This window comes from Hymenobacter glaciei (assembly GCF_039539585.1).
Lineage (GTDB): Bacteria > Bacteroidota > Bacteroidia > Cytophagales > Hymenobacteraceae > Hymenobacter > Hymenobacter glaciei.
This window is the reverse complement of sequence record NZ_BAABDK010000031.1, coordinates 99,201-113,595: the sequence shown is the minus strand read 5'-3', so window position 1 is coordinate 113,595 and position 14,395 is coordinate 99,201. Positions and strand designations below refer to the sequence as shown.

The window sequence follows — 14,395 nt, the reverse complement described above, 5'->3', positions numbered from 1 at the left end:
ACAAACTTCTGTTGCTTCTTACTTCTGAACCGAAACCTTATCGCCCGCCTTCACCTGCAAAATGCCGGTGCGGATGATGGTGTCGCCCACGGCCAGCCCTTTGGTAATCTGAATCACCTTATCCGAGCGCACGCCGATACTGACGGGCTGTATGGCGGCCTTGCCTTTCTTCACCGTGAACACGGTGTAGCCACTGGCTACCGGTACCACGGCCTCGGTCGGAATCTGCAGGGCTTCGGCAGTTTCGCCCAGCTCCAGGTTCACCTTCACGAAACCGCCGGGACGCAGCTCCATATTTTTGTTCGGGTAAATGGCCCGCACCGGGAGGGTGCGCGACACCGGGTCAATCTGTGGGCTGATGGCGTATACTTTGGCCTCGATTTTCTTGGTTGTAGCCTCGTCGGTTACCATCACCGGGTCGCCTACGCGCACCGACTGGGCAAAGCGGCTGGGCACGCTGAAGTCGACCTTTACCGGCGACACCCGCGAAAGCGTGGTAATGGCGGTGCCCGGCGATACATAAGCGCCCACCGAGGTATTGCGCAGACCCAGAATGCCGTCGAACGGCGCCCGCACGTAGGCTTTTTGCAGCGTCACGCGCAGGGCCTGCAAGTCGGCCTGGGCCGTGAGCAGGGCATTGTTGCTCTGTTCGTATTCCTGCCGGCTGATGTATTCTTTTTCAAGCAGCGTGCGCTCGCGTTTTTCCTGAGCCTGGTAAAGCCTGATGTTATATTCCTGCTTGCGCAGCTGGGCTTGCACATCGGCGGCGTTGATGGTGAACAGCAGCTGGCCCTTGCGCACCGGCTGGCCTTCCTGAATGTTGAGGCTGGTGATTTTACCAGAAATCTCGCTCTGGATGGTCACGGATTCGTCGGCCATCACCGAGCCGGTCGAGGTTACTTCGTCGGCCAGCTTGGTGGCAGCTACCACGTATACCTGCACAGGTACTTTGGGCTTGCCACCAGGGCCGCCACCCTTGCCACCCGGAGCAGCGGCGCCACCACCTTTGGCGCCCTTGCCAGCGGCATCCTTCTCGGCGTTGGGGCTGGGGAAGTACTTGATTTTGGCCCACGCCAACCCAGCAATCAGCACGGCGGCGATAACCCAGCCCAGCCAGCCGCGCTTGCCTTTGGGCTGGGGCTCGTCGTGGTTGGGGTCGGGCGCTACGAGTGGCGCAGCCGTAGGCGCGGGAGTAGTAGTGGTGTCCCAGGTTTTGGGCGCAGCAACGGAGGGATTATCCAAAGACATAGTCAGCAAGAACGCACAAGCGGCGGCGGATGTTTGGCAGCCATCCGCTGGCTGTAAGAGCAGAAGGCTTAGAACCACAATAGGTGGATTTTTGGCGCCTGGGTTGCGCGATATATGGCAGAATATAGACGGATAGGCCCATCATGCAGACCAAGCCTATCTTCGCAACGATGAAACCTGCTGCTGAAACCCCGCCCGAACCCCGCAATTTCTTTCAGGACGTGCACGAAGTAGTGCGTTTGATTCCTCCCGGCCGGCTTACATCGTATGGAGCCATTGCCCACTACTTAGGCTCGCGGCGCGGCGCGCGCACCGTGGGCTACGCCATGATGGCCGCGCACACCGCCGATGCCTACGTGCCGGCGCACCGCGTACTCAACCGCCTCGGGCACCTTACCGGGCGCCTGCACTACGCTACTCCAACGGCCATGCAGGAAGCCCTCGAAGCGGAAGGCGTGCACGTGGAAGACGACCGGGTCATCGACTTCGATAAGCGGTTTTGGGACCCATCCGCGGAGCTAGCGTAGCGAACGGGCTATTTATCCGAAGCGTCGGCGGTTAGCACAGATTGCATCCGACGCACGGCTAAAGCACCCTCTTTCGCCGAAACCGGCCGCAGCACCGGCGCGCCCCCGTCGGCGGGTACCGTGCATTCGAGGTAAGTGGGCTGTTCGAAGCTGGGCCTGAACGACTGGCAGGCTTCGGCCCCGGCCCCGGCCTGCACGCAAATCTGCAACTCGGCGCGTTGGTCATCCCAGATAAGGGGCAGGAAATAACGGGCGGGCAAGTCCGTCGCGGTCTGTCCGCCGGCGCGCAGGGTCAGGGGGATGCGCCGGGCGGCATCGGCAGCCCGGTACACGTATACCTGCGCCGTGGCGGGAGCCTTCGCGAAGCCGTCGGCGTCGGTCTGGCTGGCGTCCTGCACCGGCAGCACGCGCCCACTGGCCAGGTGCAGCTCGTAGGGCCCCATCAGGTCGGGCCCGTAGGCCGCCCCGGCGAGGGCCGCGCCAATAAGGCCGCCCCCAATGGTGGCGGCGGCCCGGCCAGCGGCCACCTGCGGGTTGAACACGGGCGGCCCCACAAAGGTGTAGCTGCGTCCGTCGGGCGCGGCCAGCAGCTGGTAGAAGCGGTTGCGGTAGGCAATAAACAGTTCTTGGCCGTCGCTCAGGCCCCACAGGTCGCCGGTGGGCACGGGCCGGGCCGGGTGCGCAGCGTCGAGGTAGAGGTAGCTGACCTGAATCTCGTCGGAGCCGGCCCAGCGCTTGCCGGTGCGCGGCACGTGCGTAACCAGAAAGGGCTGCGTGGGCTCGGTGGGCGCGTTGTCGAGAAACTCCTGCAGGCTGTGGTAGAAGCCGCGTTTCGGCGCGGCGGCTGTCTGCACCGCAAAGCGCCGCGCGGCAGCCCCGCCCCGGCCGGCCAGGGCATCGGCCCGGCTCAGTACTTCGGTGGCGGATGGGGCGGCGGGCAGGGCAGCCAGTTGGCGCAGCGCCTGTTGCAGCACAATGGCAATGTTGGTGGGGTGAAAGTTTGTCACGTCGAGCCCGCCGCGCCGGGTGATTTCGCCCACCGACAGCAACATCCGGAATGTGCTGTCGGGCAGCGGCTCCAGAAAGTCGGCCACCAATTCGGCTTCGCCGTGCTCGGAAGTCGGCCGCAGGTCCTCGCCGATGCTGAGAGCAAATACCCGCAGCACAACCGGCCGGGCCCCGGCGCGGGCCGGCAACTGTCCCGTAATGAGTTGCTGCACCTCCGCCGCCAGGGGCTGGGTGAACGTGGCCGGAACCAGCTGGTTGCCCAGGCCCCGGTGGATGCTGCCCAGCTGGCGGCGGTCGGCGCGCAGGTCGAGCACGCGCGTGACCTGCCAGGGGCCGGCGGGTACATCGAGCTTCTCGGCGCGCAGGTCGAAGCGGTAGAGGGGGGCCTGGGCGTGGCCCGGGAGCGCGGTGAGCAGCAGGGCCGCCGGCAGCCCGGCAAAAAAGGAAACACGAGCGAGAGCGGAATGCATGGCCAAAACTACGTGCGGGCCGCTGCCCGGCCAATGGTTTTGGGTAACCCGTGCCTGCTGGGTGCAGATGCCGGAAAAGCATTGTTTATCCGGTTGATGCCCAGCCGTCGCTACGCTGTATATTTGTTGTCCCCGGAGTGTGCCGGTGTCTTTTTTAATAGGTATGAAGCACTTTATTACTGCGCTTGTTGCCCTGCTGCTGACGTTGCCAGCCGTAGCGCAAACCACGTTTTCTATCCGCGGGCGCGTGCTCGACAAGGTGACCGGTGAAACCCTGCCCGGGGCCACCGTGCAGGTAACCGGTAACGTCCAGAACACCGGCACCGGAGCCGACACCGAGGGCAACTACAAAATCGGTAACCTGGCCCCCGGTACCTACACTTTGCAGGCCAGCTTTGTGGGCTACAAGCCCAGCACCCAAACCGTGCGCATTGTGGCCCAGAACGTAGTCGCTTCCTTCCCGCTCAGCTCCGACAACGCGAGCCTGGCCGAGGTGCAGGTAGTGGCTTCCCAGGCCCAGGAGCGCGAAACCCCGGTGGCCTTTTCGGCCGTGAACGAGGTGAAGCTGCGCGAAACTCTGAGCAACCGCGACCTTCCCCTGATTCTCAACGAAACGCCCGGTGTGTACGCCACCCAGGGCGGCGGCGGCACCGGCGACTCGCGCATCAACGTGCGGGGCTTCGACCAGCGCAACGTGGCCGTGCTCATCAACGGCGTGCCGGTGAACGACATGGAGAACGGCCAGGTGTTCTGGAGCAACTGGGATTTGGGCGATGTAACTAAGTCGCTGCAGGTGCAGCGCGGCCTGTCGGCTTCTAAAATTGCCGTGCCCTCGGTGGGTGGTACCATCAACGTACTCACCAAAGGCTTCGACGATAAAAAGGCCGTGCTGGCCCGCGTCGAAACCGGCTCGAACAACTACCAGAAATACTCGCTCATGCTGAGTTCGGGCCAGTTGAAGGGCGACTGGGCCGTGACGGTGTACGGCTCGCGCCGCACCTCCGATGGCTGGGTCGATAAGGCATTTGACGATGCCTGGACTTATTTCGGTACCGTGAGCAAGCGCGCCGGCAAACACACCCTCTCGCTCACCGGCTTGGGCTCGCCACAGCGCCACGGGCAGCGCTCGTTTCCCTTCGAGGTCTACAAGTATTCTTATGAGAAGGCCCGCGAAATTGGCGCCCAGGTGAAATCGGGTGGCGATAAGGGCTTTCAGTACAACCCTTATTGGGGCACGCTCGACCGCTACTCAATCGTAGGTGGTGTGAAAGTGAGCCACGGCGTCGAAACCCTGAACGAGCGCACCAACTTCTACCACAAGCCCCAGGTAAACTTCAACGACCTGTGGCAGGTGAGCGACCGGCTGTTCATCTCGACCGTGGCCTACGCTTCGTATGGCACCGGCGGGGGCTCATCCACGCTCACTGGCAACTCCACAACCAACAGCGTAACCGATGCCAATGGCCAAACCGGTTTCCAGAAAATATACGATACCAACTACGCTGCCGTAGGAGCCGATGGCAAGCGGCAGTCTTCGGAAATTCTCGTGAATGCCGTGAACAGCCACCGCTGGTATGGTTTTGTGGTAGGCGGCGACTACCTGCTCAACGACAAGCTCACGTTATCGGCGGGGGTAGATGGCCGCGACTATACCGGCCTGCACTACCGCGAAGTGCGCGACCTGTTGGGTGGCGACTACTACGTGAATGGTGGTAACCAGAACAACCCCACCGCCCGGCTGGGAGTGGGCGATAAGCTGAGCTACAACTACGACGGCAAAACCCGCTGGATGGGTGGGTATTCGCAGCTCGAATACAAAACCCCGCTGCTCTCGGCTGTGTTGAGTGTTACCCTCTCGAACGTAGCGTATAAGCGCATCGACTACTTCCAGAAAGTACAGCCCGATGGCAGCCCCGTGTCAACGGACTGGACGACCTTCAATGGCTACAGCATGAAGGCCGGAGCCAACTACAACCTCACCGAGCACGACAACGTGTTTGTGAACGTGGGCTACAACAGCAAGGTGCCGTTCTTCAACCTGCTCTATACTACCTCGGGCCGTAAGTACGATAACGTGAAGTCCGAAGGAATCACCAGCGCCGAAATCGGCTATGGCATCAGCTACCCAAGCCTGAAGGTGACGCTGAACGCCTACTACACCCTGTGGGCCAACAAAACCACCACCTCGTTTAACTCGGCTACCGGCGTATACAGCAACGTTCGCAACGTGAATGCCCGCCACATGGGCATCGAAATGAGCATTGCCCAGGAAATCAGCCGCCGCTTGCAGCTGAACTCGGCCATCTCACTCGGCGACTGGCGCTGGACGGGCAAGGGCCTGCTCAACCAGACCGACGAAGCCGGCTTCCCCATCGAAGGAGGCCTCAACCAAGCCGTGTTCCTCAACGGCGTGCACGTAGGCGATGCCGCCCAGAACCAGTTTCAGGTGGGCCTGCGCTACGAGCCTTTCCGTGGCGCCTTCATCCGGCCCTCGTTCCTGCTTTTCACCAAGTACTACGCCGACTTCAACCCCGAAACCATCCTCAACCAAGCTACCAGCACCGACTCGTACCGCCTGCCCACCTCGCGCAACGTAGACGTTCACTTCGGCTACGATTTCAAGCCCATGTTCAAAAACGGCACCCGTTTCGGCCTCAAAGCCTCAGTGCTGAACGTACTGAACGAGTTCTACTTCACCGACGTGTCGAACCGCTCAAACTCGAACGCTGGCAATCTCGACCTGCTGCAGGCCTTCTTCAACCGGGGCCGCACGTTCACGGCTGGCCTGTCCATCGGCCTGTAGGAGCTGAGGCCCGCAATAAAAATCCCCGGTAGGTAGCTCGCATTAGCGGGCCTCCCACCGGGGATTTTTGTGTCTGAAAACGAGCAGGTGCTAGCGCGTGCCAGCCGCTGCCGCTGCCAGCACGGCGCCGCGCATTTCCTCGGGCGAAGTGTTTTTTACGAGGTAGCTGTGGGCGCCCTCGGCCAGCACGGTGCTCACCAGCGAAGGGTCGTCGTGCATGGAGATGATGACCACGCGCATATCCGGGAACTGGGTGCGCAGCAGGCGGGTGGTTTGCAGGCCGTCGAGCACCGGCATCTGCATGTCCATCAGGATGACGTTGGGGCGGCTGCCCTGGTCGAGCAGTTCGAGCAGTTCCTGGCCGTTGCTGGCTTCGCACACCACCTCAATGCCCGCGTAGCCGCTGAGCAGGGCGCGCAGCCCTTTCCGGAATAAGATGTGGTCGTCGACGATGGCCAGGCGCACGGGAGTGGTGGCCGGAGCAGTAGCGGGCATGTTCATAAGGCAAAAGTAATTGAGGAGTTCGCCGAGGAAGTGGGGCCCAGCAAGGTCACCGGCAGGGTGGCCTCGACGCGGGTGCCCACGCCGGGCTGCGAGTGGTAGCTGAGCTGGCCGCCGAGCACAGCCACGCGGCTGCGCAAGTTGATGAGGCCCATACCCACAGCCTGGCCGTGGGGGCCGGGCGGCGGCATTTCTTCGAGCGTAGCCAGGTCGAAGCCGTGGCCATCGTCGGAGTAAGTGAGGACAAGCAGGCCAGGCGAGGCCTTGATTTTCAGGCGAATGTGTTGGGCCTCAGCGTGCACCAGGCCATTGGCAAGCAGCTCCTGCGCAATGCGGTATACCATAAGCTCATGCGAGGGAAGCAAACGGCCCAATGCCCCGCTTTGTTCGAGCTGCACCTCGGGCCCATGGTCGGGTGGCACGGCCTGCACCAGCGCCCGCAGGGCCTGGGCCAGGCCCAGTTGCTGGAGCGTGGCCGGCTGCAGGTTGCGCGAAATACGCCGCACCTCGGCCACGGCCTGGTCAATCAGCGCGCTGGCTTCGGGGGCTGGCGGGCTGCCCGGAGCGTAGAGGTGGAGCTTGGCCAGGGCCAGAATGGTGCCCACGCCGTCGTGCAGTTCGGCCGCAATGCGCTGGCGCTCGTCTTCCTGGGCCACCAGGGCCGCCGCGAGGGCCTGCTGCTGGGCCGCCTCTTGTAGCTGCGCCAGTTCCTGCTGCTGGTGCAACTGCCCGCGCTGGTAGCGCACTACAAACCACACGAGCCCGAGCACTAGCAGGAGCAAAGCAGGAGTGAGTAGAAGCAAGGGAGACAGATGAGCCACGTGGATGCCCGGACAACGGCAAGTTGTACAAAAGAATCGAGAACCTGCGGCCCGCCCAAAGAGCGAGCCGCTTTGCCAGCGCGAGAACCATACCGGCCCGGCAAATAACGGTTAAGTGCGCGGCAGTTTGTCCTTTGCCACCACGCCAGGGCTGCAGTATACAGGCATTAATATGCTAAGTAATTGGATGATAGCGAGAAGTAGGTGCTATTGTTCATGTAATTGCCGCGCAAAGAGCCTGCAAATGAGCAATGCATCGGCCAGAAGCCTTGGTTACCACGCCCGGCCGGGGCCGCCGGGCATGTGGTCGTGCTCATCCTCTTCGGTTTCATCCTCTTCAGATTCATCCTCTTCGGTTTCTAACTCATCTGCCTCGGCTTCCTCTTCCTCGTTGGTTTCCTCGTCTTCATCCAGCGAGTCGAACACACGGTCGAGGGAGGCTTCGGCGTGGCGCAGCTTGTGGCGGCAGAGCCGAATGAGCTCGGCCGAGCGTTCTACTCGCGCCGTGAGGTCGTCGACATCAACAGCATCAGTTTCGAGGGCACGTAGGATGGTTTCGAGCTCTTTGATGGCTTCGCGATAGGTCATTTTATAATGGTCAGTTTCTTAATTATTAGAGGTGTTTCGGTCGAATGTGACTCACTACAGGCTGGTTTTCGCGCCTGGGAGTCGTGTACCCAGCACGGCCAGTTGCAGTTCATGCCGGTGCAGGGTGCGTTCCAGCGCCAGTTGCAGCTGGTAGCGGCGGCGCAGCAGCGTTTCGCGGCGGCGCTGGTGGTGGCGGGCGAAGCGGCGCAACAGCACGCGGCCGCGCTGGCGCAGGCCGCGCTGCTCGCGGGCCAGGGCGCGGCGGGCGGCGCGGGGCAGCTGGTGGCGGAAGCGCTCCAGGCCCTGGCCCAATTGGCGCAACTGCTCGCGCGGGGCTTGCGTGGCCTGGCGGGCGCGGGCGCGCAGCCGGTCGTGGGCGGCATCGAGCTGGCCCTGGGCGGCGTGTTGGGTGCGACCGGCCAGTTGGTCGAGGCGGGCGTGGCGCTGGCTTAGCTGGCGGCGCGCGGCAGCTACTACTTGTTCACCCAGGCCAAAAATGGCCGCTTCGAGCCGGGCCAGCCTATCTACCAGGAAGGCGGCTACGGCGGTAGGTGTTTTTAGGGCGCGGTGGGCGGTGAGGTCCACTACGGCTTCGTCGCGCTCGTGGCCAATGCCCGTGAGCACCGGCAGCGGAAAAGCACCCACGGCCGCTGCCAGCCCATATTCATCAAACGCGAGCAGGTCGGTGCGGCTGCCCCCGCCGCGAATCAGCACCACGGCATCGAACTGTCCGCGCCGCTCGCGTACGCCCTCGAGCGCCGCCCGAATGCTGGCCGGGGCTTCGTCGCCCTGCATGGTGGCCGGAAACAGCGTGAGCGCAAAGTCGTACGGAGCTTCGCGCAGCTGCTGCACAAAGTCCTGAAAACCGGCAGCAGTAGGAGAGGAGATGACGGCCAGCCGCTGCGGAGCCAACGATAGCGAAAGGGCCTGCTGGCGCACCAACAGCCCTTTCTCTTCGAGCTTGCGCAGGGTGGCCAGGCGCAGCAGGGCCAGCTCGCCCACGGTGTAGCTCGGGTCGATGGCCACCACGTCGAGGCTCAGGCCATACTGCTCATGAAAGCGCACCTGCACCCGTAGCAGCAGCTTCAGGCCGGCGCGCAGGGGCTGCCCGGTGGCGCGCTCAAAAGCGGGGGCCAACTGCTGGTAGCGCTGGCTCCAGAGCGTGGCCCGGGCCTGCGCCTTAATGGGCATGCCGCGCCCGTCGATGATTTGCTCGGTGAGGGTGAGGTAGCAGTGGGCGCCGGCAAAGCGCGGCACGGTGAGGTCAGATACTTCGCCCACCACCCAATAAGACTCGGCCAGCTGCCGCTGCAGGGCCAGCCGCACCTGGCTCAGCAGCTCGGCCAGGCCCAGTGGGGCAGGAGCAGGCTGTGGCGGCAGTTCGGGACGGCGGTTGTAGAGCGGCATAAGTCGCAAGTTACGGGCCGATGGCGGCGTTGGGAGTTGCGCCAGGGAGAAGAGGTTTGAGCAATCGAATGACAATCCGGAACCAGTGCCAAATGTTGTGGCGTTCGTGCAACCGTGCCGCTATCGGCTTGTCTGTACCTTCACGGCATCATTTCCCACCCCAACATTCACTTCATGTTTTCAACCTCGATGGCCCGGCGTCTCAGCCTGGCTGTACTCGGATTAGGTGGCTTGGCTGCCTCGGTAGCGGCCGGCCCGCCCACCAAAACCGGCCCCACGCCCCCGCAAAAAGGCGTCGGTATCAACATCGCCAACATCGACCCGTCGGTGAAGCCCTGCGAAGACTTTTTTCACTATGCTTCCGGCAACTGGCTCAAGAACAACCCGATTCCGGACGCGCAGTCGAGTTGGGGTGCGTTCAACGAGCTGATTGACCGTAACCAGTTCACGCTGCGTACCATCCTGACCAATGCCGCGGCCAATTCGGCGAAGGCCGCCAAGGGTACGAATGCCCAGAAAGTGGGCGACTTCTACGGCTCGGCCATGGACTCGGTCGCCATCGACGCGGCCGGCCTGAAGTACCTCAAGCCGCACCTGGACCGCATCATGGCCATCAACAGCCTGGCCGACGAGCAAAAATTTCTGGCTGACCCCAAAGCGCACGCCGGCAATGTGTGGCTGAGTTCGGGGGTGGGCCAGGACGAGAAAATCAGCACTCAATACGCGGTGTACCTCAACCAGGGCGGCCTCTCGCTGCCCGACCGCGACTATTACCTGAAGGACGACGCCCGCTCGAAGAAAATCCGCGACGCCTACCAGACCTACCAGGTCAACATTTTCAAAATGCTGGGCGACGACCAGGCCACAGCCGAGAAAAATGCTGCTGCTGTTACCCGCATCGAAACCCGCCTGGCCAAGGCGAGTAAGAGCCGCGTGGACCTGCGCGACCCCTACGCCAACTACAATAAAATGACGCTGGCGGAAGCCAACGCCGCCTTCCCAAACCTGGCGCTGTCCCAGACGTTGCAAGGTCAGGGCTTGAGTGCGGCGAAGGAAGTAATTGTGGGCCAGCCCGACTACCTGAAGGAAGTGAGCGCGGCCATGCAGCAGGAGCCCATCGCCGACCAGAAGCAGTACCTGCGCTGGCACCTGGTGAGCAGCCTGACTTCGGCCCTGCCCAAAGCCTACGGCGACGAAGCGTTCAAATACTCACAGGCCCTGAGCGGTGCCAAAAAGCAGCAGCCCCGCTGGAAACGCTCGCTGGGTTCGACGGACCGGGCGCTGGGCGAAGCCTTCGGTCAACTGTACGTGGACAAGGCGTTCAGCCCCGCTGCCAAGGCCAAGGCCAAGGAAATGATTGAGAACCTGCGCAAGGCTTACGCCGAGCGCATCATGGCGACGGACTGGATGAGTGCCGGCACCAAAAAGGAGGCCTTAACCAAGCTCAACGCCTTCGTGGTGAAAATCGGCTACCCCGACAAGTGGAAGGATTATTCGACGCTAAACGTGAGCCGCGAAAGCTACCTGAATAACCTAATTGCCGCTCAGGAATGGGCCAACAAGGACGAGGTACGCAAGTTCGGTAAGCCGATTGACCGCGGCGAGTGGGGCATGACGCCGCCCACGGTGAACGCCTACTACAACCCGCCGATGAACGAAATCGTGTTCCCGGCCGGCATCCTGCAGCCCCCGTTCTACGACCCCAAAGCGGATGATGCCGTGAACTACGGTGGCATTGGCGCCGTGATTGGCCACGAAATGACCCACGGCTTCGACGACCAAGGCCGGCAGTACGATGCGAAGGGCAACCTGCGCGACTGGTGGACCAAGGAGGATGCCGACAAGTTCAACGCCAAGGCCGCAATGGTGGGCAAGCAGTACGATGCCTTCTCGCCGCTCGATTCGGTGCACGTGAACGGCAAGCTGACCATGGGCGAAAACCTCGCCGACCTCGGTGGTTTGACCATCGCCTACCAGGCGTTTATGAAAACGCCGCAGGCGAAGGCCCACGTGAAAATCGACGGCTTCACGCCCGAGCAGCGCTTCTTCCTGGGCTACGCGCAAATCTGGCGTACCAACATTCGGCCCGAGGCCGTGCGCCAGCAGGTGCAGACTGACCCGCACTCGCCCGGCCAGTTCCGCACCAACGGCCCGCTCATGAACATGCCCGAGTTCTACCAGGCCTTCGGCTGCCAGGACGGCAACAAGATGATGCGGCCGACCACCGACCGCTCCAAAATCTGGTAACCCACCCAAGTCTCAACTCCTCGCCGCTGCCGGCGGGGAGTTTTGCATTAGGGACTATATTTCTTTTTTCACTTTTTTACTTACACCATGTCCAAACGTTCCTTACTCAACCGGGCCGCCTTATCAGTGGCTGTGTTGGGCCTGGCTGCGGGCGTAGCCCAGGCTCAGACCAAAGTCAAGACCAAAAGCAACGGCGTTAAGACCAAAACGACCGTTCCCGCCACGCCCGGCCAGTCCGGCGTGGGCATCACGCTGGCCAACCTCGACCGCTCGGTACCCCCTTGCGACGACTTCTTCCAGTTTGCCAACGGTAACTGGATGAAAAACAACCCCATTCCGGCCTCTGAAACCCGTTGGGGCGGCTTCAACCAGCTGCGCAACCGCAACCGCGACGTGGTGCACGGCATTCTGGAGAAAGTGGCTGCCGACCGCGCCGCCAAGCCGGGCTCGAATGCGCAGAAAGTGGGCGACTTCTACGCCTCAGCCATGGACAGCATGGCCGTGGAACGCGCCGGCCTGAAGTACCTGCAGCCCCGTTTGGATAAAATTAACGCCATTCAGGACGTGGCCGGCGTGCAGCGCTACCTCGCCGACCCCAAAAACTACGGCAAGGGCTGGTACGGCCTCGGCGTGGGCCAGGACCCCAAGAACAGCACCCAGTACGCCGTACAGGTGCGCCAGGGCGGCCTCACGCTGCCCGACCGCGACTACTACCTGAAGGACGACGCGCGCTCGAAGACCATTCGCGCCGCCTACCGCACCTACCAGGTCAACACCTTCAAGCTGCTCGGCGACGACCAAGCCACGGCCGAGCGCAACGCCGACGCCGTGACGCGCCTCGAAACCCGCATGGCCCGCGCCAGCCGCGACCGGGTGGCCCTGCGCGACCGCGAGAGCAACTACAACAAGATGACCGTGGCCCAGGTGGCCGCCGCCTACCCGAACCTCGACATTCCGCTGCGCCTGAAGGAAAGCAACCTAAGCGGGGCCAAGGACCTCATCATCGGCCAGCCCGACTACCTGAAAGAGGCCAATGCCATGATAAAGGAGGAGCCCATTGCCGACCAGAAGCAGTACCTGCGCTTCCATTTAGTAGAGGGCGTGTCATCGGCGCTGCCCCAGGCATTTGTGGACGAGAGCTTCCGCCTCACGCAAGTGCTCACGGGTGCCAAGGTGCCCCAGGCCCGCTGGAAACGCGCTTTTGCCGCTACCGACGGCGCGCTGGGCGAGGCGTTTGGCCAGATTTACGTAGACCAGGATTTCAGCCCCGCCGCCAAGGCCCGCGCCAAGCAAATGGTGGAAAATATGCGCATGGCCTACGCCGAGCGCATTCAGGCCACCGGGTGGATGAGCGCCGCCACGAAGGCGGAGGCCCTCAAAAAGCTGAACGCCTTCGTGGTGAAAATAGGCTACCCCGACAAGTGGAAGGATTACTCCAAGCTGAATATCAGCCGCGAAAGTGCCCTGAATAACCTGTTCGCAGTGTCCGATTTCAACACCATGGACAACCTGAGCAAGTTCGGCCAGCCCGTTGACCGCTCGGTGTGGGGCATGACGCCACCTACCGTGAACGCCTACTACAATGCCAGCCTGAACGAGATAGTGTTTCCGGCCGGCATCCTGCAGTCGCCGTTCTACGACCCCAAAGCGGATGATGCGGTGAACTACGGCGGCATTGGCGCCGTGATTGGCCACGAAATGACCCACGGCTTCGATGACCAGGGCCGCAAAGTGGACTCGGAAGGCAACCTGCGCGACTGGTGGACCAAGGAAGACGGCGAGAAATTCATGGCCAAGGCCGACGTGGTGGGCAAGCAGTACGACGCTTTCTCTCCGCTCGATTCGGCGCACGTGAACGGCAAGCTGACGATGGGCGAAAACCTGGCCGACCTCGGCGGCCTCACCATTGCCTATGCGGCCTTTATGAAAACCCCGCAGGCCAAGGCCAACAAGGTGATTGACGGCTTCACGCCCGAGCAGCGCTTCTTCCTGAGCTACGCCCAAATCTGGCGCGAAAACCAGCGCCCGGAGGCCCAGCGCCAGCAGCTCCAGACCGACCCGCACTCGCCCGGCCACTACCGCACCATTGGGCCGCTGCAAAACTTCCCGGAGTTTCACAAGGCCTTTGCCTGCAAGGATGGCGACAAGATGGTCCGCCCCGCTACTACGCGCGCAAAAATTTGGTAAGCTCTTTGCTCTGTATTGTTTGAACCACGAGTGAGAAACTGTTCTCCCTCCCGGTACGAAAAGGCTCGTCTCCCTTGGGAGCGGGCCTTTTTACTGTCCGTTAGGTAATTAATGTATTATGCGGCTGAGGTTGCAGTAACTGGCGTAGGAACATAGCTTTGGCCTACTTCTCCCGTACTTGTACCATGCATCACCTCGTTTATTCCAGCACTGCCGCTCTCGGCCTCACCGAAGCGGAACTACAAGCCGAACTGGGCCGGTGGCGCACAACCAACGCCAGCCTCAACATAACGGGCTTGTTGCTCTTTAGCACCGAAGGGCGCATTATGCAGGTGCTCGAGGGCGACGCGGCCCTGGTGCACCAGCTCTACACCGTGATTGCCGACGACGTCCGGCACCGCGACGTGGTAAAGCTGGCCGATGGCCCCATTCCCGGCCGGGCCTTTGCCGACTGGTCGATGCAGTTTCGCAGCGTTGAACCAGCCGACTTCTCGCGCCTCGTGCCGCGCCCCGGTGCCGCGCCCGAGCACATCCGCAACTTGGTGCCGCTGCTGGAGGCCTTCATGGCGGAGGAACCCCTGATTTAGT

At 62.4% G+C, this 14,395-nt stretch carries 11 protein-coding genes; 5 read left to right on the top strand and 6 right to left on the bottom strand.

The features are described from left to right. Window positions 1-18 precede the first annotated feature (18 nt). Window positions 19-1,248, bottom strand: coding sequence for an efflux RND transporter periplasmic adaptor subunit (locus ABD837_RS20270; RefSeq protein ID WP_345058245.1), 1,230 nt, complete (start codon window positions 1,246-1,248; stop codon window positions 19-21). Between the two features lie 170 nt (window positions 1,249-1,418). Here ABD837_RS20270 and ABD837_RS20265 point away from each other — a divergent pair, with 170 nt between their 5' ends. Continuing rightward, window positions 1,419-1,775: an MGMT family protein gene (locus ABD837_RS20265; protein WP_345058243.1), complete on the top strand. Its 357-nt coding sequence runs from the start codon at window positions 1,419-1,421 to the stop codon at window positions 1,773-1,775. Window positions 1,776-1,783: 8 nt separating this feature from the next. Here the strand turns inward: ABD837_RS20265 and ABD837_RS20260 are convergent, their stop codons facing one another. Next, window positions 1,784-3,253 (bottom strand): hypothetical protein, encoded by a 1,470-nt coding sequence (locus ABD837_RS20260; RefSeq protein ID WP_345058242.1) that lies wholly within the window; start codon window positions 3,251-3,253, stop codon window positions 1,784-1,786. Window positions 3,254-3,416: 163 nt separating this feature from the next. On the opposite strand from ABD837_RS20260, the gene ABD837_RS20255 reads away from it, so the two are divergent. Then, entirely contained in the window at window positions 3,417-6,056 is a 2,640-nt protein-coding gene (locus tag ABD837_RS20255; protein ID WP_345058240.1) for a TonB-dependent receptor, read from the top strand. Window positions 6,057-6,146: 90 nt separating this feature from the next. Here the strand turns inward: ABD837_RS20255 and ABD837_RS20250 are convergent, their stop codons facing one another. From ABD837_RS20250 to xseA, 4 genes are all read right to left on the bottom strand, one after another. After that, complete coding sequence (locus ABD837_RS20250) at window positions 6,147-6,557, bottom strand: response regulator (RefSeq protein ID WP_345058238.1); 411 nt, start codon at window positions 6,555-6,557, stop codon at window positions 6,147-6,149. Further along, complete coding sequence (locus ABD837_RS20245) at window positions 6,554-7,339, bottom strand: sensor histidine kinase (RefSeq protein ID WP_345058236.1); 786 nt, start codon at window positions 7,337-7,339, stop codon at window positions 6,554-6,556. The genes ABD837_RS20250 and ABD837_RS20245 overlap by 4 nt, the downstream gene beginning before the upstream one ends. A 312-nt stretch (window positions 7,340-7,651) precedes the next feature. Beyond that, window positions 7,652-7,966, bottom strand: coding sequence for an exodeoxyribonuclease VII small subunit (gene xseB / locus ABD837_RS20240; protein WP_345058234.1), 315 nt, complete (start codon window positions 7,964-7,966; stop codon window positions 7,652-7,654). Window positions 7,967-8,020: 54 nt separating this feature from the next. Then, on the bottom strand, window positions 8,021-9,373 hold the full coding sequence (gene xseA, locus ABD837_RS20235) for an exodeoxyribonuclease VII large subunit (protein WP_345058232.1): 1,353 nt from the start codon (window positions 9,371-9,373) through the stop codon (window positions 8,021-8,023). A gap of 174 nt (window positions 9,374-9,547) precedes the next feature. Here xseA and ABD837_RS20230 point away from each other — a divergent pair, with 174 nt between their 5' ends. The 3 genes from ABD837_RS20230 (at window position 9,548) to ABD837_RS20220 (ending at window position 14,394) form a co-directional block, all read left to right on the top strand. Then, a complete protein-coding gene (locus tag ABD837_RS20230) occupies window positions 9,548-11,620 on the top strand; it encodes a M13 family metallopeptidase (RefSeq protein WP_345058230.1) in 2,073 nt (690 codons plus the stop codon). Window positions 11,621-11,707: 87 nt separating this feature from the next. Then, window positions 11,708-13,807, top strand: a complete 2,100-nt coding sequence (locus ABD837_RS20225) for a M13 family metallopeptidase (RefSeq protein ID WP_345058228.1) — start codon at window positions 11,708-11,710, stop codon at window positions 13,805-13,807. Window positions 13,808-13,992: 185 nt separating this feature from the next. After that, the gene (locus ABD837_RS20220) at window positions 13,993-14,394 is read left to right on the top strand and encodes a BLUF domain-containing protein (RefSeq protein ID WP_345058226.1); all 402 of its coding nucleotides are present in this window, start codon (window positions 13,993-13,995) and stop codon (window positions 14,392-14,394) included. Window position 14,395 lies beyond the last annotated feature (1 nt).